Origin of the sequence: Dactylosporangium roseum (assembly GCF_025264685.1) — a bacterium.
GTDB classification, from domain to species: domain Bacteria; phylum Actinomycetota; class Actinomycetes; order Mycobacteriales; family Micromonosporaceae; genus Dactylosporangium; species Dactylosporangium roseum.
On the sequence record NZ_CP073721.1, the window covers coordinates 4,320,449 to 4,345,901 of the forward strand.

The following is a 25,453-nucleotide window of genomic DNA, read 5'->3' on the forward strand; positions in this document are numbered from 1 at the left end:
GTTCAGGATTCGTGAACGGTACGTCCAGAAAGCCGACGTGGACGTGAACGGTCCCGGCATGTCCTACTGGCAGGCATGACCCCCGCCCGCACCGGCGCCGCCCTGGCCCTCGCCTCCATCGTCCTCGTCCAGTTGGGTCTCGGCCTGTCGGTCGGACTGTTCGACGAGCTCGGCCCGGAAGGCGCCGCCTGGCTGCGGCTCGTCTGGGCCGGGGTCATCTTCCTGGCGATCGCCCGGCCCCGCCCGTCGCGGTTCACCCGCACCGCGTTCCTCGCCTGCGTCGCCCTCGGGGTCGCGACCGCCGGCCTGACGATCTGCTTCATGGCCGCGATCGCGCGGCTTCCGCTCGGTACCGCCACCGCGCTGGAGTTCCTCGGACCGCTCGGCGTCGCCGTCGCCCGCGGCCGCGCCAAGCTGTGGCCGATCCTCGCCGCCGTCGGGGTCGTGCTGCTCACCGAGCCCTGGCACGGTGCCATCGACCCGGCCGGGGTCGGGTTCGCGCTCGCCGCCGCCGCGTGCTGGGCCGGGTACATCCTGCTGACCCAGCGCGTCGGTGACGAGGTCACCGGCGTGCGCGGCCTCGCGGTGTCGATGCCGGTCGCGGCGCTCGTCGCCACGGTGGTCGCGGGCCCTTCCGCCGCCGTGCGGCTGACCTGGGAGCTGGTGCTCGTCGGGGCGGCGCTGGCCGTCGTGCTGCCCGTCATCCCGTACACCCTGGAACTGCTCGCGCTGCGCCGGCTCACCACCGCCGCGTTCGGCACGCTGATGGCCCTCGAACCGGCCGCCGCGCTCGTCGTCGGCCTGCTGCTCCTGGACCAGGTCCCCGGCCCGGCCGCGATCGCCGGCATCGCGTTCGTCGTCGCCGCCGGCATCGGCGCGGAACGCACCGGCGCCCGGTCCGCCGTCGTCGCGCCGGTCGCCGAGCCGTCCCGGGCCTAGCGTGGCCGCCGATCACCCGGAGCCGGGGTGGTGCCCGGCCTCCCCGGTAGTTACTCTTCAGTAGGTGAGCACTGAGGCTTTCGTTTACGACGCCGTCCGCACGCCCCGGGGCCGGGGCAAGCAGAACGGGTCGCTGCACGGCGTCAAGCCGGTGTCGCTGGTCGTCGGCCTGATCGACGAGCTGCGCCGCCGTCATCCCGGGCTCGACCCCGCCGCGATCGACGACGTCGTGCTCGGCGTGGTCACGCCGCTGGGCGACCAGGGCGGCGACATCGCCAAGACCGCCGCCGTCGCCGCCGGGCTGCCCGAGACCGTCGCCGGCGTCCAATTGAACCGATTCTGCGCCTCGGGCCTGGAGGCGGTGAACATCGCCGCGCAGAAGGTCCGCGCCGGCTGGGAGGATCTCGTCCTCGCCGGCGGCGTCGAGTCGATGTCGCGGGTGCCGATGGGCTCCGACGGCGGCCCCTGGGCGATGGACCCGGAGACCAGCTTCGCCACCCGGTTCGTCCCGCAGGGCATCGGCGCCGACCTCATCGCCACCATGGAGGGCTTCACCCGCGAGGACGTCGACCAGTACGCCCTGGAGTCGCAGACCCGCGCCGCGAAGGCCTGGGCCGGCGGCTACTTCACCCGCTCCGTCGTGCCGGTCCGCGACCGCAACGGTCTCGTCGTCCTCGACCGCGACGAGCACCTGCGCGCCTCGACGATGGACGGGCTCGCCGCGCTGCCCCCGTCGTTCGCCACGATCGGCGACCTCGCCGGCTTCGACGCGGTGGCGCTGCAGAAGTACCACTGGATCGAGCGCATCGACCACGTCCACACCGCCGGCAACTCGTCCGGGATCGTCGACGGCGCCTCCCTGGTGCTCGTCGGCAGCGAGGCCGCCGGGCAGGCGGCCGGGCTGACGCCCCGCGCCCGCGTCGTGGCCGCCGCCGTCAGCGGCGCGGACCCGACGATCATGCTGACCGGTCCGGCACCCGCCAGCCGCAAGGCCCTCGCCAAGGCCGGCCTCACCGTGGACGACATCGACCTCGTCGAGATGAACGAGGCCTTCGCCGCCGTCGTCCTGCGCTACGCCAAGGACATGGGATTCGGCCTCGACAAGGTCAACGTCAACGGCGGCGCCATCGCCATGGGGCACCCGCTCGGCGCCACCGGCGGCATGCTCCTCGGCACGCTCGTCGACGAGCTCGAACGCCGCAACCTGCGGTACGGACTGGCCACCCTGTGCATCGGCGGTGGCATGGGCATCGCCACGATCGTGGAGCGGATCTGACCATGACAGCGATGACAGCGTCCTCGACCGGGTCTTCCGGGACCATTCGCTACGACCACGGTGAGGACGGCGTCGTCGTCCTCACCCTCGACGACCCGAGCCGCTCCGCCAACACCATGAACGAGGCGTTCGCGCGGAGCCTGGACGCCACCCTCGACCGGCTCGAGGCCGAGCGGGCCGGCATCACCGGCGTCATCCTCACCTCCGCCAAGAAGACCTGGTTCGCCGGCGGCGACCTCGGCACGCTCGGCAACATCGGCGGCGACCGGGCCGCCGAGACGATGGCCGCCGTCAAGCGGGTCAAGGACCAGTTGCGCCGCCTGGAGACGCTGGGCCGGCCGGTCGTCGCCGCGATCAACGGCTCGGCCCTCGGCGGCGGGCTCGAACTGGCGCTGGCCTGCCACCACCGGATCGTCGCCGACGACCGGAGGATCGAGATCGGCTTTCCGGAGGTGACGCTCGGCGTGCTGCCCGGCGGCGGCGGGGTCGTGCGGACCGTCCGGCTGCTGGGCATCCAGGACGCGCTGCTGAACGTACTGCTCAAGGGGCAGCGGCACCGCCCGGCGCAGGCCCTGGCGGCCGGCCTCGTGCACGAGGTCGTCCCCGCGGAGGAGATCATCGGCCGGGCACGGGCCTGGATCGCCGCCAACCCGGACGCGGTCCAGCCGTGGGACGTCAAGGGGTACAAGATCCCCGGCGGCACCCCGAGCGACCCGAAGTTCGCGGCCAACCTGCCCGCGCTCCCGGCGATGCTGCGCAAGGAGCTCAAGGGCGCGCCCTACCCAGCACCGCGCAACATTCTCGCCGCCGCCGTCGAGGGCGCCCAGGTCGACCTGGCGACCGCGTTCGACATCGAGGGCCGGTACTTCCTCGAGCTCGCCACCGGGCAGACCGCCAAGAACATGATCAAGGCGTTCTTCTTCGACCTCCAGGCGGCCAAGGCGCGCGGCTCGTCGGCCGCGCCGTTCGCGAAGGTCGCCGTCCTCGGCGCCGGCATGATGGGCGCGGCGATCGCGTACGTCTGCGCGCGGGCCGGCATGCGGGTGATACTCAAGGACGTCACCGTCGAGGCCGCCACGAAGGGCAAGGCGTACGCGGAGCGGCTCGTGCGGCGCGGCCGCGGCGGCCCCGACCTGCTGGAGCGGATCACCCCGACCGCCGACGCGGCCGACCTCGCCGGCGCCGACCTCGTCATCGAGGCCGTGTTCGAGGACCCGGCCCTCAAGCACAAGGTGTTCGCCGAGATCGAGAACGTCGTCGCGCCGGACGCGCTGCTGTGCTCCAACACCTCGACCCTGCCGATCACGCTGCTCGCCGAGGGCGTGCGCCGCCAGGCCGACTTCGTCGGTCTGCACTTCTTCTCCCCGGTCGACAAGATGCCGCTGGTCGAGGTCATCCGCGGCCGGGCGACCTCGGACGACGCCCTGGAACGGGCCCTCGGCGTGGTCCGGCAGCTCCGCAAGACCCCGATCGTCGTCAACGACAGCCGCGGCTTCTTCACCAGCCGGGTCATCGGCACGTTCACCGGCGAGGGCCTGATGATGCTCGCCGAGGGCGCGCCCGCGCCGTCGATCGAGCAGGCCAGCCTCCAGGCCGGCTACCCCGCCCCGGTGTTGCAGCTCATCGACGAGCTGACCCTCACGCTGCCGCGCAAGATCCGGCAGCAGTACGGCGACAGGTGGACGCCCACACCGGCCGACGCCGTGCTCGACCGCATGATCGACGAGTTCGGGCGGACCGGCCGGGCCGGCGGCGCCGGCTTCTACGACTACACCGACGGCAGGCGCGGCCTGCTCTGGCCCGGCCTGCGGGAGCACTTCGCCCGGCCGGACGTGCGGATCCCGTTCGAGGACATGCGGGAGCGGATGCTGTTCGCCGAGGCCATCGAGTCGGTGAAGTGCCTCGACGAGGGCGTGCTCACCTCCGTCGCCGACGCCAACATCGGGTCGATCCTCGGCATCGGGTTCCCCGGCTGGACCGGTGGTGTCCTGCAGTACGTCAACCAGTACGAGGGCGGCCTGCCCGGCTTCGTCGCCCGGGCCCGGGACCTGGCGGCCCGCTACGGCGCGCGGTTCGAACCGCCGCCGCTGCTGCTGGACAAGGCCGCCCGCGGGGAGCAGTTTCGGTAGGCATGCGCCTCGTTTCGCTGCTGCCGTCGGCCACCGAGATCGTCTACGCGCTCGGGCTGTCCGACCAGCTCGTGGGCGTCACGTTCGAGTGTGACGAGCCGGCGGCGGCGCGGAGCGAGAAGACCGTGGTCGTCGGCGGCCGCGACACCCGCGGCATGTCGCCGCGGGAGATCGACGACTACGTCAAGGGTGCGACGGCCGCCGGCCGTGACCTCTACACCCTGCACGCGGGCGCGCTCGCGGGCCTGGACCCGGACCTGATCCTCACCCAGGATCTGTGCCGGGTCTGCGCCCTGCCGTCCGGGCACGTCGAGGACGCCCTCGGCCACCTCGGCTGCCGCGCCGACGTGCTCTCGCTCGACCCGTACACGCTCGACGAGGTCCTCGGCACGATCCTCACCGTCGGTGACCGCGCCGGTGTCCCCGGCCGGGCCGGTGTCCTGGTCGCCGGGCTGCGGGGCCGCCTCGACGCGGTCGCGCGGGCCGTCGCCGGCCGGCCGCGGCCCAGGGTCGCGGTCGTGGAGTGGGTCGACCCGCCGTTCACCGCCGGGCACTGGGTGCCGGACCTGGTCGCGGCGGCCGGCGGCGAACCGGTCGCGGCCCGGCCCGCGGCGAAGTCCGTCGAGACGACCTGGGCCGAGTTCACCGCCGCCCGGCCCGACGTGGTGATCGTGGCGCCGTGCGGGTTCCACCTCGACGGCGCGGCCCGGCAGGCGGCGGCCGTCGCCGCCCGGTTCGCGGCCGCCGTCCCGGGCGCGCAGGTCTGGGCCGCCGACGCCGACGGCATCGTGGTGCGGCCCGGCCCGCGGCTTGTCGACGGCGTCGAGGCGTTCGCCGCGATCCTGCACCCCGGCGCCGTGCCGGAGCCGCCCCCGGGCGCGGTGACCCGGCTGCGGTAGCGGAGCGGCTCCACGGCCGCCGCCGGGCGCGGTGACCCTAGTTGAGCAGGCTGGTCGCGACGACCTCGACGGCGATGGCGAGGAACAGCAACGCGTAGGCCATCGGTCGCCCCTGTCCGGTCACGGCGCGATCGTCGCGCGCCGGGCGGCTCGGGAACGACGCACCCCGACCACCCCGACGACGATCATCAGCACGCCGAATCCGCCGATCCCCGCGACGATCCAGGTCACGTCACGCAGCGAGAGCCCGTCGAGGAACGAGCGGGACCTGCCCGGGGCGGGCGCGGCGACCGGCGCGCCGGACGATGCGGCGGACGGCGTTGGCGGCGCGGCGACCGGCGTGTACCGCAGGATGGTGCTCGCCTTCGGCTGGTCCGACGCCGTCACGAACGACGTGCCGTCGGGCGTGTAGGCGATCGCCTCGCCCTGCGGCTCGTTCGGCAGCGCGGTGATCCGCGGCGTGCCGCTCGTGATCGCGGCGGCGACGTCGCCGCCGGTCACGTCGAACTCGTACGCATCCGACATCGTGCGCACCACCGCGCGTCTGCCGTCGGGGCTCACCGCGCCGCCGGTCACGACGCCGGTGCCCAGGATGCCGTACGGGTTGGCGGTCCCGGTCGCCCTCGGCTTGAACAGCCCGACGCGGCGCAGTTGAACGCCGTTGGTGTTGTCGGGCGCCAGCGGCCCGTCCGGCACGTACACCTCGCCGACCGGGTCCTTGGTGACGATGACCGGGGTGCCGTCGCCGTTGAGCAGCAGCGCCTCGGCGTCGCGGGGTTTGCCGTCGGGGTAGACGAGCCGGTGGACGACCGGCGTGGCCGCCCGCGGCGCGAGGCTCCACAGCGCGACCGTCGAGCGGCGGGTGCCCGACCCGCCGGTGGCGGTGGTGTTGTCGCCGATGTCGGCGACCCACAGCGTGCCGTCCCCGGCGACCGCGAGGTCCTCCGGGTCGAGGGCGTTCGACGGGTAGCTGACGCTGCGGGTCAGCTTGCACCGACCGTCCAGGAACATGATCTTCACCCGGGACCGCTCGATGTTGCTGTCGTTGACCACGACGTAGCCGTCGTCGGTCGCGACGAGCCCCGAGACCTCGGTGACCTGCGGGTCGCTGATCGTGCACATCGGCGTGCCGGTCGTCGACGGGCTCACGGAGGGGCTGGTCGACGGGCTGGTCGACGGTGCGTACGCTGCCGCGGGTGCCGCTGACACCCCGATCACGACGGCCGCCGCGACGAGGCCCCCGATCCGCTGCCACATGCGCGACAGTGTGGCAGACGGCGGCGCGGCATGGTCAGGCGCCTGCGTCCGGGCTAGATTCGGAACGGCGAGCGGTTGCGACCGAAGGGGAGGGCGCGATGCGGCCACGAGGTTCTTCGGAGTTCGGTCAACGGCTCGGCCTGGCCGGCATCGCCGCGCTGACCGGCGGCTGGTTCACCGTCTCGTGGCGCGTCCTGGGCAAGCCTCTCGTCGACGCGGTCGGCGAGACCGTCGGCGGCGTGTCCGTGGTGCTCCTCGGCATCGCGGTGATCAGCGCCGCCCGCGCCTCGCGCTAGACCCGCGCAGGTCCTCGGCCGCAACCTGGCCGACCTGCCGTCCTGGCTCGGCGCGCTGTCGGCGACCGCCGACGGCGGCCCGGACCCTGTTCGGCAACCCGGGCGGCGGCGGCACCTGGAAGGCTGTCGTGTGGCCGCTCGCGCTCGTCGCGGTCTTCTTCCCGCTGTCGGTGCGACAGTATCGGAGGTTGTCCCGATGAGCGGCGGGTGGGCTATCGTAGAGCGTTCGGGCAACAAAAAAGACGCCTCGCGGCGCCTCAATGCAACGAAATATAGCCGACTGGAGACGGATTGTCAAACTCATCCGACACAGCCGACCTCACCGAGGAGCAGGAGCACGTCACCACGCTCTACAAGCACCTCGACACCCTCCGGGAGGAGGCATCGGCACAGCTAACGAAGACGTTGCTGCACAGTGGCGGCACACCCGCCGACCGCTCCCACCGGGACTCCGCCAGCACGATGTACAGCGACCGCGTCGCGCAGTACGGCGCGGTGGAAAACGGCCTGTGCTTCGGCCGGCTCGACTTCGCCGACGGCGAGCGGCGCTACATCGGCCGGATCGGCATCTTCGACGAGCACAACGACTACGAGCCGCTGCTCGTCGACTGGCGCGCCCCGGCGAGCCGCCCCTTCTACCTGGCCACCGCCGCCGCACCCGACGGGGTGCGGCGGCGCCGCCACATCCGCACCGAGCGACGCCGGGTCACCGCCCTCGACGACGAGGTCCTCGACCTCGACGAGATCCACGGCACCGGCCGCGGCGCCCACGACGGCGTCACCGGCGAGGCCGCCCTGCTGTCGGCGCTCAACGCCAGCCGTACCGGCCGGATGAAGGACATCGTCGAGACCATCCAGGCCGAGCAGGACCACGTCATCCGCGCCGACCTGGGCGGGGTCCTCGTCGTGCAGGGCGGGCCCGGCACCGGCAAGACCGCCGTCGCGCTGCACCGGGCCGCGTACCTGCTCTACACCCACCGGCAGATGCTCTCCTCGCGGGTCGTGCTCATCGTCGGGCCGAACACCACCTTCCTGAAGTACATCTCGCAGGTCCTGCCCTCCCTCGCCGAGACCGGCGTGCTGCTGGGCACCGTGGGTGACCTGTTCCCGGGGGTGGTCGCGCACCGGGAGGAGCCGGCCGAGATCGCCGAGATCAAGGGCCGGATCGAGATGGTCGACGTGCTCGCCGCCGCGGTCCGTGACCGCCAGCGGGTGCCCGACGGGCCGCTGACCCTGCGCCTGGGGATGCTCGACGGCGACCCGGTCCTGCTCGAGCCGGCCGTCGTCGAGGACGCCCGCGAGCGCGCCCGGCGCTCCGGCAAGCTGCACAACCTGGCCCGCCCGACGTTCGACACCGAGATCATCCACGCGCTGTCGCTGGTCGTCGCCGACACGATCGGCATCGACCCGTATGCCGACGATCCGCTCGGCGGCGACGACGCGCCCGGCGACCCGCAGATCCTGGACGAGGCCGACCTCGCCGAGATCCGCCGCGAGCTGCGCAACGAGCCCGAGGTCCTCGGCGCCCTCGACTGGCTGTGGCCGATCCTCACCCCGCAGCAGCTCGTCGGCGGGCTCTTCGCCACCGACGCGCGGCTCGCGGCGGCCGGCGCGTCGCCGCTGCTGAAGCGCTCCCCGCGGGAGAGCTGGACCGCGGCCGACGTGCCGCTGCTCGACGAGGCCGCCGAGCTGCTCGGCGAGGACGAGACCGTCCGGGAGATCATCGAGGAACGGCGCCGCCGGCAGCGGATCGCCTATGCCGAGGGTGCGCTGGAGATCGCGTACGGCTCCCGATCCATCGACCTGGAGGACGAGGACGACCCCGAGCTGCTGTCGGTCACCGACCTGCTGGAGGCCGACCGGCTCGCCGAGCGCCACGACGAGGGCGAGGCGCTCACCCCGGCCGAGCGGGCCGCCGCCGACCGCAAGTGGGCCTTCGGGCACGTCATCGTCGACGAGGCGCAGGAGCTCTCGCCGATGGCGTGGCGGCTGCTGATGCGCCGCTGCCCGAGCCGGTCGATGACCGTCGTCGGTGACGTCGCGCAGACCGGCGACCTCGGCGGCGCGGCCTCATGGGGCGACGCCTTGACGCCGTACGTCGGGGACCGCTGGCGGCTGCGGGAGCTCACCGTCAACTACCGCACCCCGACCGAGATCATGGCGGTCGCCGCGCGGGTCCTGGCCGACATCGACCCGGCCCTGGAGCCGCCGCGGTCGGTCCGCGAGGCCGGCACCGAGCCGTGGATCCGCGGCGTGGCGCCCGGGCGCCTCGGCGACGCCCTGGCCGAGGCGGTCACCGCCGAGGCCGAGGCCGCGGGGGAGGGACGGCTGGGGGTGATCGTCCCCACCGGGCTGCTCGGGGAGCTGGCGCCGGTCGTGCTGCGCCTCGTCCCCGACGCCGCCGTCGGCGACGAGCCGGAGCTGTCGTCGCGGGTCGTGGTGCTCACCGTCAAGCAGGCCAAGGGCCTGGAGTTCGACGGTGTCGTGGTGGTCGACCCCGAGCGGATCGTCGCGGAGTCGCCCCGCGGCGCCAACGACCTCTACGTCGCGCTCACCCGCGCCACCCAGCGGCTCGGGATTCTGCACCCGGGCGCACTCCCCGACTCGCTGCATGCCGTGGTGGGAATGTAACGGACGACTGAAGCAAAGGTGGGAGCGTGATGGGTCGGACTCCAGCACGCTCACCGAACCGACCTGAGCGTAGCAACCCCCGAAACGCCGCCGGCGGCTGGCTCAGCCCGTGAAGCCCTGCGGAGTCCGGTGGCGGCCCAGGCGACCACCGGACTCCACGGCTGTCGGCGGACCGGCACGGGCGCCTCGACCGTCAGGTCGGGATGGTGAGCTCCGCCACGACCGCCCGGTGGTCGCTGCCGGGGGTGATCCTGGTGGCGACGGCACACACCCCGATCCGCTGGTCGACCAGCACGTGGTCGATGGTCACCGGCAGTAGCCGCAACAGCCGCGCCGCGCCGCGCAACGGCCAGGTCGGCAGCAGGCCCCGGCCCCGCCCGGCGGCCGCGTCGCGGTAGCCGGTGCGCAGCAACCGCCGCAACGGCCCGTGGTCGAGGGTCGCGTTGAAGTCACCGAGCAGCACCCGCGGCGCCGCACCGGATCCGGCGGGCGGCTGGGTGGCCAGGTCCCGCGCCCAGCCGCCGGTGCGGCCCGGGTGGGGCGCGCACGGGTGCGCCGACTCGACGAGCACCGGCCCGGCGCCGGGCACCAGCACCGTCGCCACGGCCTGCCGCGCCCCGGACGAGAGCCGCCGCACCGGCTCGTGCCCCGGATCGGACGCGATCGGATGCCGGCTGAACACCGCCGAGCCGAACCCCCGCGACGTCGGATGCGCGGACCGGAACGGCAGCAGCCCGCCGACCCCGGCCCGGTCCAGCTCCTCCAGCGCGCCCCGGCTCAGCTCCTGCAGGGCGAGCACGTCGACGTCGTCGACCTTCGCCTGCTCGAGCAGCGCCTGGACGTCACCGCGGTCGTAGAGCAGGTTGGCCGTCATGACCCGCAGCCGCACCCCCGCACCCCCCGCACCGGCCCGCCGGCCGGGCACCAGCCGCGGCGCGACGACCGCCGCCAGGGCCGCCCCACCGGCCAGGCACACCGCCGCCGGCACCCGGGCCCCGCCCAGCGCGGCGGCCGCCCCGGCCACCAGGGCCGCCACCGCCGCATACGGCGTGTAGGCCAGCAACTGCACCAACGGGGTGCCCCGCTCGGCGCCGGTCAGCCGGACCAGCGTGAACCCGGCGACCAGGACCGCGATCACCCACCACAACACCGCCACGATCCGAACCGTACCGGCGGGGACCGGCGATTCCCGACCGGTGTCCGGGGGACTTCCGGTCACGCCGAGAGGCGGCGCTCCAGCGGCGTGCGGAACCGCGGGGTCACCCGCACCCCGTCGAGCCACCCCTCCAGCTCCGCGGCGGCGGCGCCGACGGCCCGGCGGACCGCGGCCGGGACGTCCTCCAGCAGTTCCACGGCCACCTCGCCGGACGGCCGCTGCGCCCACCCGCCCACGACCCGCCCGTCAGCCCACACCGTCGGCCCGGGATTGCCGGTGCGGTCGAACAGCGCCGGCGCGTGCGGCCCGAGGTACCATTCCCGGCTCCTCCAGCCCATGACGGTCGGGTCGAGCGCCGGCAGCAGCGCCACCCAGGGCGCCGGCTCGGCGACCGGGTCGACGTCGTCGGGCAGCACGTATCCGGTGTCGCCGCCGTCGAGCGTCACCGGCACGGCGGCCACCGCGGCGAGCGCGGCCTTGACCTGGGTCAGCGTCCAGCCGGTCCACCATTTCAGGTCGGCGGCGGTGCCGGGGCCGTTGCGGGCCAGCCAGGCCCGGACCAGCTCGGTCCGGGCGGCGGCCGGTTCCATGGCCGGCAGCCCGCCGCCGGGCAGCCACCCGTCGGCCGTCGACCACAGGTACTGGCTGGACAGCCACGAGCCGACCGGCCGGCCCCGCACGATCCGCCCGTCGGCGGCGAGCAGGAACAGCACCCGGCTGGTGACGTACTGGCTGCCCTGCGGGAGCACCATCGCGGTGCGCAGCCGCGGCTCGTCGGCGGCCAACTGCGCGGCGGTGGCGGATCCGCGGGCGGCGATCGCCCGGTACGTCGCCTCCTCCACGTCCGCGAGCCAGTCCGCGTCGCCGACGCCGGACTCGGTGAGCTGCCGCACGAGCCGCTTGCGCTGGTCGGCGGCGATCGCCCGGGTGGCCGCGGCCTGCACCACCGGCGCGAACCCGGTCGGCACGACGAACATGGTGCGGCGCATGCCGAGCATCCGCAGGAGCGTGCGCCGCTCGTACAACGCCTCCGCCACGGTCTCCACGAGCGGCGCGTGGAGCCGGGCCGCGACGGCGAGGTGGACGGTGGCCGCGTCGGTCGCGTGCAGCGCCACGAGATCGGCCGCGACGTCCCGCGGTCCGCGCTCCGGCGGGACGGGCCCGGCGAGGGCGTGCCGCCACGCCAGCCGGGCGCGGCGCTGATCGGTGCTGATGTGCGGGGTCACCGCAATTTCATACCGTGCCGGGCACATGCGGGGGAGTCAGGCGTCGTCCTCGCGGCGCCACGAGTCCACGTACAGGGCGATCAGGATCAGCACGACGGCTGCCAGGCCGAGCATGATCCAGACGACGACGGCATTGCCCCCATGGATCGACGGTACCGAAACCCGGGCCGAACGGGCGTCGCACGCAGGAGTGACAGCCCGGCTTTGCTAGTGTCCGGGCGATGACCACCTCCGTGTCCACCGGGTTCGTCCTGGCCAACACCCGCCTCGCCGCGGTGCCGCTGGCCCCCGAGGTGCGCCTGCACCAGGCCGAGGAGGCCATCGAGCTGTGGCAGCGGACCGAGGCCGAGCGGGGCGGCGCGCACCTGCCGCCGCCGTTCTGGGCGTTCGCGTGGGCGGGCGGGCAGGCCCTCGCCCGGCACGTGCTCGACCACCCGGATCTCGTCGCGGGCCGGCGGGTGCTCGACCTGGCCGCCGGCTCCGGGCTGGTGGCGATCGCCGCGATGCGGGCCGGTGCCGCGCACGTCACCGCCGTCGAGGTCGACCCGCTCGCGGTCGCCGCGATCGAGGTCAACGCCCACGCCAACGAGGTGGACGTCACAGCCGTGCTCGGTGACGTCCTCGATCAGCACCCCGACGCGGGCGTCGTACTGGCCGGCGACGTCTTCTACAGCCGCGAGATGACCGCCCGCATGCTCGGGTTCCTGCGCCGGGCCGCGGCCGGCGGCGCGACGGTGCTGGCCGGCGACCCGGGCCGGGCCTACCTGCCGAAGGAGCACCTGAGCCTCGTGGCCACCTACGACGTGCCGGTGCCGCAGACGCTCGAAGACACGCCGATCAAGCGCACCACGGTCTGGCGGGTGAATCCCTAGACTCTGCGGCGATGTCCACCCCGCTGCCCGTGCCGAACCCGGCCGCGCCCTCGGGCGGCCTGACCGGCTTCACCGAGGGCTGGCTCGCCAACCGGCGGCTGTCGGCACACACGAAGGCGGCGTACCGCCGCGACGTCCAGCAGTTCCTCGCCTGGTGCGCCGCCCGCGACCTCGACCCGCTGCGCGTCTCGTTCCTGCACGTCAACGCCTACGCCCGCGATCTGGAATCCACTGTGGACGGCCGAACCGGCCGGGTCCTCGCCCCGGCGAGCGTGGCCCGCAAGCTGTCGGCGCTGTCGAGCTGGTACCAGTTCCTGCTGCGCCTGGAGGCGGTCACCGGCAATCCCGTCGGCGGCGCTGACCGGCCCCGGGTGGCCCGGGACGTGTCCGCCACGGTGGGGCTGAGCGCCACCGAGGTCGACGCGATGCTCGCCGCCGCCGCGCGGCTGGCCGGCCCGACCGCCGCCCGGGACCGGGCCGTGCTGGCGCTGCTGGCCGACCTCGGCCTGCGGGTCGGTGAGGTCGTCGCGCTCGACGTCGACGACATCGGCGCCGAGCGCGGCCACCGCACGGTCCGGTTCACCGGCAAGGGCGGCAAGCCGCGCCGCCGGGCGCTGACCCCGGCCGCCGTGCACGCCCTGGACGAGTATCTGGCGCTGCGCGGCGCCGCCGACGGGCCGCTGTTCACCACCGCGACCGGTGGCCGGGTCGACCGGCACGCCGTGTTCCGGCTGGTGCGGCGGCTGGCCCGGGACGCCGGTGTGCCGGCGTGGGAGCGGCTGTCGCCGCACTCGCTGCGCCACGCGTTCGCCACCGCCGCCCGCGACGAGGGGGTGCCCCTGGAGGACGTGCAGGACGCCATGGGTCACGCCGACCCGCGGACCACCCGCCGCTACGACCGGGACCGGCACAACCTGGACCGCGATCCGGCCTACACGCTGGCCGCCGCCCGCGCCCGCCGCCGCCAGACCCCTGCCCCGCGCTGACCGTACCCGCACCCCGCCGCGTCGGCGCCCCTGGCCCGCGTCGATCTTGCAGTTGTGGTGCCGGGACACTCCCACGATGTCCGGGTTTGTCAGGCACCACAACTGCAAGATCGACGCGGGCCAGGGCGGGGGCCGGGGTGGGCGGGTCAGGTCAGCCGGTCGAAGTGCTCGTACAGGTCGGGCGACACGTCCGACTGCCCGAGTCTGCGCAGCGTCCACAGCGACGCGAGCAGCGCGGGCCGCTCGTCGCCGCGGTCCAGCGCCCACGCCGCGTGTTCCAGCAGCAGCGCCGCGGTCAGGGCGTGGCCCATCCGCAGCGACAGCTCCCGCGCGCCGGCCACGACCCGCGGCGAGCGGGGGTCCGCGGCCGCGGCCGCCACGTCGACGGCGAGCCGCCGCGCCGCCGCGACCAGCGCCTCGGCGACGCCCGGCAGTCCGGACGCCGCCGCGTCCGCGGCGACCTCGAACCGGCGCAGCAGCGGCCGCGCGCCCTCACCGGCCGGCAGCGCGCGCAGCACGTCGACGGAGAGCACGTTGGTGGTGCCCTCCCAGATCGGCAGCACCTGCGCGTCGCGCAGCAGCCGCGGGACGCCGGTGTCCTCGACGTAGCCGGCGCCGCCGAACGCCTCCAGGTACTCGCTCGCCGACGCCACCGCGAGCCGGCCGGTGACCAGCTTCGCCAGCGGCGCGACCAGCCGCAGCTCGGCCATGGCGGCGGTGTCACCGGTCTCGGCCCGGCCGAGCAGCGCGAACGCGTGCGCGGCGAGCGCGAACGCGCCGGCGGCGTCGACGGCCAGCCCGCCGAGCGTCGCCCGGTGCAGCGGGTTGTCGAGCAGCCGGCCGCCGGCCACGGTCCGCTCGGCGGCGTAGCTCAGCGCGTACTCGAGGCCGCGGCGCATCCCGCCGGCCGCCGCGGCGGCGTTGTGCAGCCGGGTCACCACGACGAGCGTCATCATCGTCGCCAGGCCGGGACCGGCCGGGTCGCCGAGCGGGTGGGCGGCCACGTCGTCGAGGCGCACCTCACCGGTCGGCACGGCCCGGGTGCCGAGTTTGTCCTTGAGCCGCAGCACCTGCAACCCGGCGGCGGGGGAGCGCCCGTCGTCGCCGTAGCGCGGCACGAGGAACGGCACCAGGTTGCGGCTGCCGCGCCCGGCGCCCTCAGGCCGGGCCAGCGCGACCGCCATCGCCGAGTCGATCGCCGAGCAGAACCACTTGTCGCCGGTGAGCAGCCAGCCGCCCCGCCCGTCGGGCCGGGCGGTCGTGGTCGACCGGGCGATGTCCGACCCGCCCTGCGACTCGGTCATCCACTGCCCGGACGTCACCGCCACCGCCGGGTCCGTGGCGGTCAGCCGTCGCAGCCATGGACGGTGTTCCGGCTGGGCCGTGCCCGGCAGCGACAGCAGCGCGGCGGCGCCGTCGGCCATGGCGACCGGGCAGGTGAACGTCGCGGACTCCGGCCCCCACAGGTGCAGCAGCGCCTGCTGCACGACCCGGGCGCCAGCACCCCAGGTGGCGCGGGCCTCGGGCAGGTACGGCAGCGCGACCACGGCGTGGCGGGCGGCGGAGGCCCGCAGTGTCTGCCAGCCCGCGGACGTGTCGATCCGTTCGACCCGGTCGCCCCACGCGTCGAACCGGGTCAGCACCGGCGGGTGCGTCTCGGCGTCGTGGTGCGCGGCCCGCAGCGGCCCGAGCACCTCGGCGGACAACTCGGCGAGGCGTCCCTTGGCGGCGGCGTGGCCGTCCTCGCCGAGCAGCCGGTCGAGCCAGCCGCGGAGCTGCGGGTCGCCGGTGTACGGGTCGCGAAGCACCGGCGGGCTCTGCACGAATCGCGTCATACCGCCGAGGCTACCGCGTTGATCTTGCAGTTGTGGTGCCTGACAAACCCGGACATCGCGGGAGGGTCACGGCACCACAACTGCAAGATCAACGCGGCGGTCGGGGGCGGGTGGGGCGGTCAGACCAGGCGGAGCTGGCCCTCCGCGCGGGCCGCCGGGCCCAGGTCGCCGGTGCGGTGGTGGCGGCGGCACAACACCTGGTAGTGCACGTCCTTGTGGTCGGTGCCGGCGCCGGTGTCGGTCGTGTCGCCGATGACCACCTGGTCACCCTCCCGGGCGATCGAGCCGTCGACGACCCGCGCGTTGAGCAGGCCCGGCCGGCCGCACCAGCACAGCACCTCGACCTGGACCCGGGTCACCTCGTCGGCCAGCTCGAACAGCCGCCGCGCGGCCGGGAACAGGCTGGTGCGGAAATCGGTGGCCAGCCCGAACGCGTAGACGTCCACGTCGGACGTGTCGACCAGGTCGGCGAGCTGCTCGATCTGCTCGACCGTGTAGAAGCTCGCCTCGTCGCAGATGAGGTAGTCGACCCGGATCCCCTTCGCCCACCGCTCCCGCACCAGCAGCCGCAGGTCGAGACCCTGGTCGACCTCGACGGCCTCCTTGCCTAGCCCGATCCGGGTGCTCAACCGGCCGGGCCCGGCCCGGTCGATCGTCGTCAGGACCAGGCCCTGACGGCCCTGCCGGGCGTGGTTGTAGTCCATCTGCAGCGCGAGGGTGGACTTGCCGCAGTCCATCGGCCCGTAGAAGAACTTCAGCGAGCCGCCGCGCCGCAGCCGGCTGTCGCCGGCGGCCACACAGGAGTCCGGATCGTCGTCGGGTGGGGTCACGACGGCTGAGCCTACTTCAGCCGTCCCGCCCGGCCCACGGCTACAACCGCGCGGGCGGGGTGTTGCCGGCCTGCTCGACCGCCCGGCGGATCGGCACCGCCAGCAGCGCGAAGAACCCGACGACGAAGAACACCAGCAGCGAGATGATCGCCACCCGGTAGCTGCGGGTCGTGTCGTAGGCGAGGCCGAACAGCAGCGGCCCGAGCCAGCTCGTACCCTTGTCGGAGATCTCGTAGAGCCCGAAGTACTCGCCTTCCTTGCCCCTCGGGATGAGCTGCGAGAACAGCGACCGGGACAGCGCCTGACTGCCGCCGAGGACCAGGCCGATGCCGCCGCCGAGCGCGACGAACGGCACCGCCCGCCCCGCCGGCAGGAAGTACGCGATGAGAATGATCACCGTCCACAACACCAGGCTGAGCAGCAGCGTCTTCCAGGCGCCGATCCGTTTGGCCGTCCAGCCCAGCAACAGCGCCCCGGCGAACGCCAGGAACTGCACCATCAGAATCGTCGGCACGAGAACGTCGTCGGACAGGCCCAGTTCCTTCGTGCCGTACTGGCTGGCCAGCGCGATGACGGTCTGGATACCGTCGTTGTAGACGAGGTACGCGACCAGGAAGAACAGCGTCAGCGGGAACGCCTTCAGACTCTTCAGCGTGTGCCAGAGCTGCCGGAACCCGTCGGCGAGCACCGCGCCGGTGCCGGCGCCGACGGACGGGTCGAGCACCACGGGCCGGTTGCGCAGCCGCAGCAGCGGGATGGTCGTGAACCCGGCCCACCACAGACCGGCCGAGACGATGCTGTACCGCGCGACGTCGCCGGTCGACAGGCCCAGGCTGTCCTTCATCAGCACGGCGACGACGTTGAGCAGCAGCAGGAGCCCGCCGCCGAGGTAGCCGAACGCCCAGCCGAAGCTGGAGACCCGGTCGCGGTCCTCCTCGTCGGCGATCTGCGGCAGGAACGAGTTGTAGACGACAACGGACGCGCCGAACGCGATGTTGGCGAGCAGGAACAGCGCGGCGCCGAGCAGATACCGGTCGCCGGTCAGCAACAGCATCGCGGCGGTCGCCGCGGCCCCGACGTAGGCGAACAGCGCCAGCAGTTGCTTCTTGCGCGGCGACCGGTCGGCGACGGCACCGACGACAGGCAGCACGAACACGGTCAGCAGCACCGACAGCGACACCGTGTACGGAAACAGGGCACCGGGGGCGATCGCGACGCCCAGCGGGCGGATGACCGCGTCGTCGCAGGCGGCACCGTCGCAGCCGGCGGCCCGCTCCGCGATCGACGTCAGGTAGGGACCGAGGAAGACGGTGACGACCGTGGTCGAAAACGCGGAGTTCGCCCAGTCGTAGAAGTACCACCCGACCCGTTCACGCCGGGTACTGAGCTGCGGCGTCTCCTCCACAACGGACACGGTCGGCCTTCCTCGCGGGCGGGGTCAGTGCCAGATACCGCGGCGGAGGTAGACGTCGCGCAGCACCTCGATGTGATCGGTCATGATGCCATCTACACCGAGGTCGAGGAAGTGCTCGATCCGCGTGGCGTCGTCGATGGTCCACAGGTGCACCTGCAGCCCCAGCCGGTGGGCGTAACGGACGAACCGCGGGGACGCCAGGCTGATCGAGCCGAAGCGCGGCGGGACCTGGACCGCCACGACGCTCTGCGGCAGCCACGCCCGCCGTCCCGTCACCGACGCCGCCCACAGCCGCGCCACCTCGGTCATCCCGAGCGACGTGGCGACCCGCGGCCCCGCGGCGCGGCGCATCCGGGCCAGCCGCGCCGAGGAGAACGACGCGAGCAGCACCCGGTCGTGGGCGCCGGCGCGGCGGACCACGTCGAGGGTGGGCCCGACGGCCGGGTCGGTCTTGGTGTCGATGTTGAACCGCGTCCCCGGGTACTCCTCGAGCACCTCCTCCAGCCGCGGCACAACCACCGCGCCGCCGACCCGCAACGTCCGCAGATCCGGCCACCGTAAGTCGATCATCCGACCCGGATGCCCCAGCAGCCGCCGCAGCGTGTCATCGTGGAACACGACCGCGACCCCGTCGGCGGTGGCGTGCGTGTCCGTTTCGATGTACCGGTAGCCGAGCTCGACCGCACGAGCGAACGCCGCTGTCGTGTTCTCGTCACCGGCCGCCGCGCCGCCGCGGTGGGCGAAGGCCAGCGGTCCTGGCACGTCGAGGTACGGGCAGTGTTGCCTCACGCGGCCAGTATGCAGCGATCTTCGGCAGCGCGGCGCGACGGCGGGTTACGGCGAGCTTGACGGGCGACGCGGAGCGTGGAACGGCAAAGGTAGGGTGACGCACATGCGCGTGCTCGGCATCGACTTCGGCACGTCGAACACGGTCGCGATGGTCCGCACAGCGGACGCGCGGATGCGACCGCTGCTGTTCGACGGCTCTCCTTTGCTGCCCTCTGCCCTGTACTTCAACTCCGACGGCAAGGTCCTCGTCGGCCGTGACGCCGAGCGCAACGCGCGGCTCGATCCGGCCCGGTTCGAGCCCAACCCGAAACGTCGCATCGACGACGGCGAGGTGTTCATCGGCGACCATCCGCTGCCGGTGCCGCGCCTGTTCGCGCACGTGCTGTCCCAGGTCAACACCGAAGCCCGCCGCCAGCTCGGCGCCGCGCCGGAAGAGGTGCGCCTCACCCACCCGGCGCGGTGGGGCGAGCGGCGCCGGTCGCTGCTGATCGAGGCGACCCGCATCGCGGGCCTCGGCCATCCTCGGCTGATCGCCGAGCCGGTCGGCGCCGCGTCCTACTTCACGGCGGTCCTCGGGTCGGCCGTACCGGTGGGCCGCAGCCTCGCGATCTACGACCTCGGCGGCGGCACCTTCGACGCGACCGTCGTGCGCCGCACCCAGAGCGGCTTCGAGGTCCTCGCCGAGGACGGCCTGCCCGACGTCGGCGGCCTCGACTTCGACCACGCGATCATCGAGCATCTCGGCAAGACGTACTCGGGCAGCCACAAGGAGAAGTGGGAGGCCCTCGCGAACCCGACGGACGCCTCGGACCGGCGGCTGCGCCGGATGCTGTACGAGGACGTGCGCGGCGCGAAGGAAATGCTGTCGCGGACCGCGTCGACGGACATCCACCTGCCGTCGATGGACATCGACGCGCACCTCACCCGGGAGGAGCTGGAGACCCTCGTCCGGCCCTACCTGGAGCGGACCGTGTCGTGCCTGTCCCGGGCGATCGAGTCGGCGCGGCTGCAGCCGAAGGACATGGTCGGCATCTTCCTGGTCGGCGGGTCGTCCCGGATCCCGCTCGCCGCGCACCTGATCCACACCGAGCTGGGGGTGGCCCCGACGACGCTGGAGCAGCCGGAGACCGTGGTGGTCGAGGGCGCGTTGTGCATCGGCGCCGCGGTGACCCCGGTCCGCGCGTCCGGCATGCCCCGCACGGTGACGCCCCCGCCGCAGCCGCAGCGTCCGGTACCGCAGCGGCCGACGCCGCCGGTGTCGGCGGTGCCGATGTCCCCGGCGATGCACTCCCCGGTGTCGGCGGCCCCCATGTCGGGTGTGCCGGTCTCCCCGGCGGTGCAGCGCCCGCCGGTCCAGCCGCCCGTGCAGCCGCAGCGGCCGGTGGCCCGCCCGCCCGTGCCGCCGCCGCCGGTGCAGCAGCGTCCCGCGGTGCAGCCCCAGCCGGTGTTCCGCCCGCAGCCGGCCCCGGTCCAGCCGCCGGTCCAGCCGGCCGTGCAGCCGCAGCGGCCGGGCCCGTTCCCGCCGCAGCCGGCCCACCCGACGCCGGTGCAGCCGGTCGACGACGGCAGCGAGCGCAACTGGATCGCCGTGATCGTGGTGGTTCTGGTCCTGGTGGCGATCCTGTTCGTGGTGCTGCTGCTGACCGCGTTCTAGCACCCCAACTGAACCCAACTGACGCGCCGCCGTGGACGGCGCGTCAGTTGGGTTCAGTGTGGGTCATGCCTGCGGGGCCCAGTAGCCGGCCAGTGTGCTGGTGGCCGGGTCGTCGGAGCCGAGCAGGAAGCTCCACGGGTCGGCGCCGTCGGGGACGGCGACGCCGTCGTAGGCGGCGAGGTCGGCCGGTGGGGCGGGGTCGTCGACCGCGACGGCCGGGTCGAAGGCCGCGGACAGGTCGTGGTCGGGGCCGCCCAGGACGTCGACGTCGGTCCAGGGGTAGCCGTCGACAGGCTCCGGCGGGTCCTCCAGGTGGAGTTCGGCCGGGAACGGCACCTCGTGCCAGGCCGGGTCGTCGCCGAGAGTGCCGACGTCCGGGTCGGTGCCGAACGCCGCCGGGTTGCCGGCCGGGTCGTCCCCGGCCTCGCCCGGGTCGCTCACGTCACCCGGGTCGCCGGCGCCGAACTCGGTGGAGGTCAGGTCGGCGGGCTGGTCGTGGTCGCCGTAGCCGGCGGCGACGCTGTGGTCGTAGTCCTCGGCGGCGTGCTCGGTGCCGAGCGGCTCCTCCAGGTCGTCGCCGCCCGGGTGGGCGTCGTGGTGCCCGCCCAGGTCGCCGTCGCCGAAGCCGCCGTCATGGAACTGGCCGCCGAACTCGGCGCCGAACGTCTCGTGCCCGAGTTCGTGGCCGCCGCCGTCAGCGCCGAGGTCGGCGGTGTCAGCGGTGTCGCCGGTGTCGCCGGACTCGGACCATTCCCACTGCCCGTCCATGGTGGACCCCCCTACGCCTCGGCCTGCGCGTCGGCCGCGTCAGCGGGTGCGCTGGGCGCCAGTGCCCGTACCCGCACGAGGACCTCGTCAACCTGTTTGATACGCGAGCGCAGCCCTTCCCGCTCGGTGTTCAGCGCGGCTTTGCGCTTGGCGCGTTCCGCCTTGTCCTCGGCGAGGGACTTGTCGATGTTGGCGATGTGCGCGTCGAGCTGCTTGAGCCGCCGTTCGATCGCCTCGTCGAGGGCGAGGGTGAGCGCGTACTGCAGGTCGGTGAACCGGTGCATGATCTCGTCGGACAGCGCGGCCCGGGCCTCGCCCAGGACCTCCCGCAGCCACGTGCGGGTCTGCTGCTTGTCGGTCATGCTCTTCCGCTTGAAGATCATGTACGCGCCGGCGGCGAGACCGAGACCAATGCCGATGACGGGGATGACGAGCCCGGCACCGGCGACGCCGGCGAGACCGATCGCGCCGGCACCGGCCATCGCACCCCGCCCGGCCATCATCGCCATACCGGCCGAGGACATGACGACCATGGCGCCGTCGCCGCCACCGCCGTCACGGCGGGGCTTGGTGCCCAGGGCGTGCCGCAGTTTCGCGTTGAGCTGCCGCAGCACGTGCTGCAGCTCGTTGGGGTGGAACACCTGCGCGAGGACCCGCTCGCCGACCTTGCGGAACCGGAACTCGAGGTCGTGGGACAGCCGCACGGACAGCGCGTACAGCGCCTTGTCGACCTCCTGCGGCAGGTTGTTGATGTCGCTGCGGCCGCCCTTGTCGACCTTCTCCATGAACTGTTCCTGCAACTGCGTGATGTAGTTCCGCAGCCGCGTGGTGGCCTCGACCCTCGCCCGTTGCGTCTCGGTGGACAGGGCCAGGGACCACTGCCGGGACTCGGTGCGTTTCCGGGCGGCGACCTGGGCCCGTTCCTCCTTGGCCCGCTCGGCGTCCTTCGGATCCGGGTCGGTGGCCTTCATCCGCTCACCGATCTCCTGGTCGATGCGGATGTACTCGGACCGCACCGAACGCAGCACGTTGGCCTGCTGCATGAGATGGCCCTTGCTGGCCAGGTTGATGAGGGCGTGCTGCAACTCGGCGATCCGCGACTCGCGGATGAGCTCGCCCGCGGCGTCCTTCGGCATGGTCATCGCCAGCTCGGCGAGCCGCGCCGAGACAGGGAACCACGGTGCGGTGCCGAACCGGGGCGCGTGGGCCTGCAACTGACCCTTGTTGTCGGCGAGGATGGTACGCCAGCCGGGGTACGCGTCGACCTTCGTCAGCGCGAACAGCACGAAGTTGACCTTCTTGCTGGCCTCGATGAGGAACGACATCTCCGGCTTCGAGAACGGCGAGGACGAGTCGACGACGAACAGCAGCGCCGTGGCCTTCTCGACGGCGTCCATGGCGACCTCGGCGTGCATCGAGTCGAGACCGCCGGTGCCGGGGGTGTCGATGAGCGTGAGGTACTGCAGCAGCGGCGCCGAGTGGTGGATCTCGATCCGCCGCGGCGGGCGCATCCCGTCGGGCAGCCGGCCCAGCACGGTGCCCCAGTCGCGCAGGTCGCCGAGCCCGAGCGGGATCGGGTCCTCCCGGCCGGGGACGTACGCGCGGGCACCGTGCTGCGCGTTGTGCTGGAACTCCAGGTAGGACGCGGTCGCGACGGCCGCGTCGACCGGCGACAGGTTCGGCACGCCCATGAGCATGTTGGTCAGCGAGCTCTTACCGCGTTTGGTCTCGCCCACCACGACGATCCGGGGCCGGGTGACCTCCCGGCGCCGCTCGGTGTCGATGTCGGCGGCCGCGTCAGGGTCGATCTTGCGAAGGTACGCGAGGCTGCCGTCGACGCCGGCCTTGAGCAACTTGCCGAGGGCCGCGGTCGCGTCGGCCGGTTTCTTCGCGGCCTGCCCGGCGGGGGCCGCGTCGGAGGTCTGCGTCATCGCTGCTGCCCTTTACGTGGTTGCTGCGCGGTGGTGCCCGCCGGTCCGTTGTGGTGCGCCACCGTCGGGTGCGCGCCGGTGGCGCCGCCGGCGTTGCGGGCGGCCTGGTAGACGGTGACGATCGGGGCGCGCAGGACCCGCCCGTCACGGTCGACGTAGCCGGGGACCTCGACGGCGGCGATCGACCCGATCAGCGCCGGGTCGCTGCTGGGGGTGGCGCCGCCGGCCTCGTGGTGCGCCGGGTCGAACCGGGCCCCGACCGGCTCGACGGTGGTGACCCCGGCCTCCTGCAGCGCGGTGCCGAGCCGGTCGCCGAGCGCCTTGCTGGTGACCCGGTCCCGCACGTAGATACACGCCTGGACCAGCGCCCGCCGGTCGGCGTCGGCCGCGCTCGACCTGCCCGCCCCGCCGGTCCCGCCGGTCCCACCAGCGCCGCCGGTGGCGGCGGGTGCGGCGGGACGGCGCGCCGACAGCAGCAACAGCAGCATCAGCGCGGCACCGACGAACAGCGCGCCGACGAACGCGACGAGCGCCGGCTGGATCCCGAACGCCTCCTGCTCCGTGCACGCCGCGGCCGGTGCGGCCTGGCCCTGCTGGCCCTGCTGGCCCTGCACGACCGGGGCGGTCTGCTTCTGCTCCGGCGGTTGGTTCGGGGTGCCGACCTCGTCACCGATCCCGACCCCGCTGCCGGAGTTCTGGGCCGGCGCGGTCGAGGCCACCGGGGCGGGCGAGACCGCGGCCGGGCAGTCCGGCGCGCCGCTGAGCAGGCCGGTCGCCACGCCGGTGAGCACCGCGACGATCAAGGCTACGGCAACCGCGATCAGGCGCAGGCTGCTGTTGGAGGACATCTTCGGCTCCTGGGGGTCGGGGCCACGAACAGAGGCAGGACGGTTCACTGGACGGGACTGGGACTGGCTACCGGACATGGGCCTGGCCACCACGGATGCGCTGGGACAGCAGGTAGAACCCGCGGTGCGCGACGAGCGCGACCCGCGACTGCGACGGGCTGGCCCCGGCGACGGCGTAGGCCCGCCACCGGGTCGCGGCGTCGAGCGCGGCCCGGACCATCTGGTCCCGGTCGGCCTGCGGCAGGTTCAGGATCCAGCCGGGATCGTTGGACAACGCGAGCCGGGTCAGCTCGCCCTCCATCTGGTCGGGCAGGTCGACGGCGCCGGTGGTGACCAACTGCGCCACCTCGAGCAGCCGCAACCGGTGCGACTCGGGCTGCTGCAGGACCCGCTCGATGGCGTCGCGCAGCAGCTCCCGGTCGTGGGGCCGCTCGGCGTGGCTGGCGATCTTCTCCAGGCTCGACAGCGCCCACCCGGCCTTGATCGCGTCGGTGCGCCACCGGAACGCGTGGTCGAGGGTCTGCCGCAGCCGCGGGAACCCCGACGCCTGGAACAGCATCCGCACCAGCTCACCGGTGGCGAGGGTCGGCTTGGCGACCAGTTGCGCGATGGCGAAGCTGATGCCGTACAGGTCGAGCAGCCGCAGCAGCCGTTCCCGCGACTCGCGGGTGATCCCGCAGTCCCGGGACGTGAACAGGTCCACGGAGGCGAGCAGGACGGTCCGCTCGCCCTGCGGCAGCGCGGCGAGCTGCCGCAGCGCCTCGCAGTCGGCGGCGGTCAGCCGCCCGGCTTCGGTCGTCTCGGCGAGCAGCCCGACCACCGGCACGACGTCGGACACCACCCGGCGCAGCACCTTGGACTGGTCGGCGGCCAGCGGCGCGACGATCGGCCACGGGTCCTGACCGCCGCCGGCGAGCTTGTCGACCTTGTTGAACAGGCCGAGCGAGTTGATCGGGTTCGACGACAGCCGCGCCGAGATCGACCGGAACGCCTCCAGGGCCTGGACGTCGTCCTCCCGGACGGACTGCGTGAACACGTAGATGATCGCCTCGGCGCCGGAGAGCGCACCGGCGGAGTCCGAGTCGAGGTCGTCGTCGATCGGCGCCTCGGAGAACAGGAACCGGCGGGCCTGGTCCGACACGGACGTGTTCGCCGACGACAGGCCGGGCGTGTCGACGACAGTCAGGTCACGCAGATGGTCGCTGGTGAGGGTGACGTCGACGTAGGCGACCTCGTGGCGGGCGACACCGAGCCGCTGCGGGATCATCCCCGCCTCGTCGAGCGGGAGACTGACCCGGGCACCGTTGCGCTTGACGACGTCGACCCGGTCGGAGGTGCCGTAGCGGAACTGGGTCACGATCCGGGTGCACTCGCCGACCTCGGTCGGCGCGACCCGCCGGCCGATCAGCGCGTTGACGAGCGTCGACTTGCCGGACTTGAGCCGGCCGGCGATCGCGACCCGCAGCGGCTCGCCGAGCCGCCGCCGCACGTCGACCACCTGCGCCTGGGCGGCGCCGCCGACACGGTTGCCGACCTCGGCGCACAGGTCGGCGACGCGGGAGCTGAGTGGTCCTGGAGCCACGGGGTCAGCTCCGGTTCGACGGCACGCACAGACTGATCACCGACTGCGCGAGGCCGGTAGGTTCCGCCACAATGCCGACGTACCCTCGGGTGTCCAAGGGGTGGACCTCGCTCATTATTCGCTCCTGGATGGAAT

At 73.6% G+C, this 25,453-nt stretch carries 20 protein-coding genes; 9 read left to right on the top strand and 11 right to left on the bottom strand.

Annotation, left to right across the window (positions count from 1 at the left end; all coding sequences use genetic code 11):
• Positions 1-75 precede the first annotated feature (75 nt).
• The 4 genes from Drose_RS20255 to Drose_RS20270 all read left to right on the top strand — a co-directional run bounded on the left by Drose_RS20255 (position 76) and on the right by Drose_RS20270 (position 5,243).
• The gene (locus tag Drose_RS20255; RefSeq protein WP_260722859.1) at positions 76-939 is read left to right on the top strand and encodes an EamA family transporter; all 864 of its coding nucleotides are present in this window, start codon (positions 76-78) and stop codon (positions 937-939) included.
• 64 nt (positions 940-1,003) lie between these two features.
• The gene (locus tag Drose_RS20260; RefSeq protein WP_260722860.1) at positions 1,004-2,215 is read left to right on the top strand and encodes an acetyl-CoA C-acetyltransferase; all 1,212 of its coding nucleotides are present in this window, start codon (positions 1,004-1,006) and stop codon (positions 2,213-2,215) included.
• Positions 2,216-2,226: 11 nt separating this feature from the next.
• Positions 2,227-4,344, top strand: coding sequence for a 3-hydroxyacyl-CoA dehydrogenase NAD-binding domain-containing protein (locus tag Drose_RS20265; RefSeq protein ID WP_260722861.1), 2,118 nt, complete (start codon positions 2,227-2,229; stop codon positions 4,342-4,344).
• A gap of 2 nt (positions 4,345-4,346) precedes the next feature.
• On the top strand, positions 4,347-5,243 hold the full coding sequence (locus Drose_RS20270) for an ABC transporter substrate-binding protein (RefSeq protein WP_260722862.1): 897 nt from the start codon (positions 4,347-4,349) through the stop codon (positions 5,241-5,243).
• 120 nt (positions 5,244-5,363) lie between these two features.
• On the opposite strand, the gene Drose_RS20275 is transcribed toward Drose_RS20270, so the two are convergent.
• Complete coding sequence (locus Drose_RS20275) at positions 5,364-6,500, bottom strand: NHL repeat-containing protein (protein WP_260722863.1); 1,137 nt, start codon at positions 6,498-6,500, stop codon at positions 5,364-5,366.
• Positions 6,501-6,598: 98 nt separating this feature from the next.
• Between Drose_RS20275 and Drose_RS20280 the strand changes: the two genes are divergently transcribed.
• Positions 6,599-6,796 (top strand): hypothetical protein, encoded by a 198-nt coding sequence (locus Drose_RS20280; protein WP_260722864.1) that lies wholly within the window; start codon positions 6,599-6,601, stop codon positions 6,794-6,796.
• 291 nt (positions 6,797-7,087) lie between these two features.
• Positions 7,088-9,427, top strand: coding sequence for a HelD family protein (locus tag Drose_RS20290; protein WP_260722865.1), 2,340 nt, complete (start codon positions 7,088-7,090; stop codon positions 9,425-9,427).
• A 193-nt stretch (positions 9,428-9,620) separates the two neighbouring features.
• On the opposite strand, the gene Drose_RS20295 is transcribed toward Drose_RS20290, so the two are convergent.
• Positions 9,621-10,583 carry an endonuclease/exonuclease/phosphatase family protein gene (locus Drose_RS20295; RefSeq protein ID WP_260722866.1) on the bottom strand — a complete coding sequence of 321 codons (963 nt, stop codon included), beginning with the start codon at positions 10,581-10,583 and terminating at the stop codon, positions 9,621-9,623.
• A 59-nt stretch (positions 10,584-10,642) separates the two neighbouring features.
• Positions 10,643-11,809, bottom strand: coding sequence for a winged helix DNA-binding domain-containing protein (locus tag Drose_RS20300; RefSeq protein ID WP_260722867.1), 1,167 nt, complete (start codon positions 11,807-11,809; stop codon positions 10,643-10,645).
• 221 nt (positions 11,810-12,030) lie between these two features.
• On the opposite strand from Drose_RS20300, the gene Drose_RS20305 reads away from it, so the two are divergent.
• Together Drose_RS20305 and Drose_RS20310 are read left to right on the top strand one after the other, a co-directional pair.
• Entirely contained in the window at positions 12,031-12,681 is a 651-nt protein-coding gene (locus tag Drose_RS20305; RefSeq protein ID WP_260722868.1) for a class I SAM-dependent methyltransferase, read from the top strand.
• An 11-nt stretch (positions 12,682-12,692) separates the two neighbouring features.
• Positions 12,693-13,667 (top strand): tyrosine-type recombinase/integrase, encoded by a 975-nt coding sequence (locus Drose_RS20310; RefSeq protein WP_260722869.1) that lies wholly within the window; start codon positions 12,693-12,695, stop codon positions 13,665-13,667.
• A gap of 146 nt (positions 13,668-13,813) precedes the next feature.
• On the opposite strand, the gene Drose_RS20315 is transcribed toward Drose_RS20310, so the two are convergent.
• The 4 genes from Drose_RS20315 to Drose_RS20330 form a co-directional block, all read right to left on the bottom strand.
• Positions 13,814-15,502, bottom strand: coding sequence for an acyl-CoA dehydrogenase family protein (locus Drose_RS20315; protein WP_260722870.1), 1,689 nt, complete (start codon positions 15,500-15,502; stop codon positions 13,814-13,816).
• A gap of 119 nt (positions 15,503-15,621) precedes the next feature.
• Entirely contained in the window at positions 15,622-16,299 is a 678-nt protein-coding gene (locus Drose_RS20320) for a thymidine kinase (protein WP_260729764.1), read from the bottom strand.
• 73 nt (positions 16,300-16,372) lie between these two features.
• Entirely contained in the window at positions 16,373-17,746 is a 1,374-nt protein-coding gene (locus tag Drose_RS20325) for an MFS transporter (protein WP_260722871.1), read from the bottom strand.
• A gap of 24 nt (positions 17,747-17,770) precedes the next feature.
• Positions 17,771-18,535 (bottom strand): glycerophosphodiester phosphodiesterase, encoded by a 765-nt coding sequence (locus Drose_RS20330; protein WP_260722872.1) that lies wholly within the window; start codon positions 18,533-18,535, stop codon positions 17,771-17,773.
• Positions 18,536-18,638: 103 nt separating this feature from the next.
• On the opposite strand from Drose_RS20330, the gene Drose_RS20335 reads away from it, so the two are divergent.
• The gene (locus Drose_RS20335) at positions 18,639-20,189 is read left to right on the top strand and encodes an Hsp70 family protein (RefSeq protein ID WP_260722873.1); all 1,551 of its coding nucleotides are present in this window, start codon (positions 18,639-18,641) and stop codon (positions 20,187-20,189) included.
• A gap of 63 nt (positions 20,190-20,252) precedes the next feature.
• On the opposite strand, the gene Drose_RS20340 is transcribed toward Drose_RS20335, so the two are convergent.
• From Drose_RS20340 to Drose_RS20355, 4 genes are all read right to left on the bottom strand, one after another.
• Entirely contained in the window at positions 20,253-20,957 is a 705-nt protein-coding gene (locus Drose_RS20340; RefSeq protein ID WP_260722874.1) for a hypothetical protein, read from the bottom strand.
• An 11-nt stretch (positions 20,958-20,968) separates the two neighbouring features.
• Positions 20,969-22,888 carry a dynamin family protein gene (locus Drose_RS20345; RefSeq protein WP_260722875.1) on the bottom strand — a complete coding sequence of 640 codons (1,920 nt, stop codon included), beginning with the start codon at positions 22,886-22,888 and terminating at the stop codon, positions 20,969-20,971.
• Positions 22,885-23,736 carry a nucleotide exchange factor GrpE gene (locus tag Drose_RS20350; protein WP_260722876.1) on the bottom strand — a complete coding sequence of 284 codons (852 nt, stop codon included), beginning with the start codon at positions 23,734-23,736 and terminating at the stop codon, positions 22,885-22,887. The genes Drose_RS20345 and Drose_RS20350 overlap by 4 nt, the downstream gene beginning before the upstream one ends.
• Before the next feature lie 67 nt (positions 23,737-23,803).
• The gene (locus tag Drose_RS20355; protein WP_260722877.1) at positions 23,804-25,318 is read right to left on the bottom strand and encodes a dynamin family protein; all 1,515 of its coding nucleotides are present in this window, start codon (positions 25,316-25,318) and stop codon (positions 23,804-23,806) included.
• Positions 25,319-25,453 lie beyond the last annotated feature (135 nt).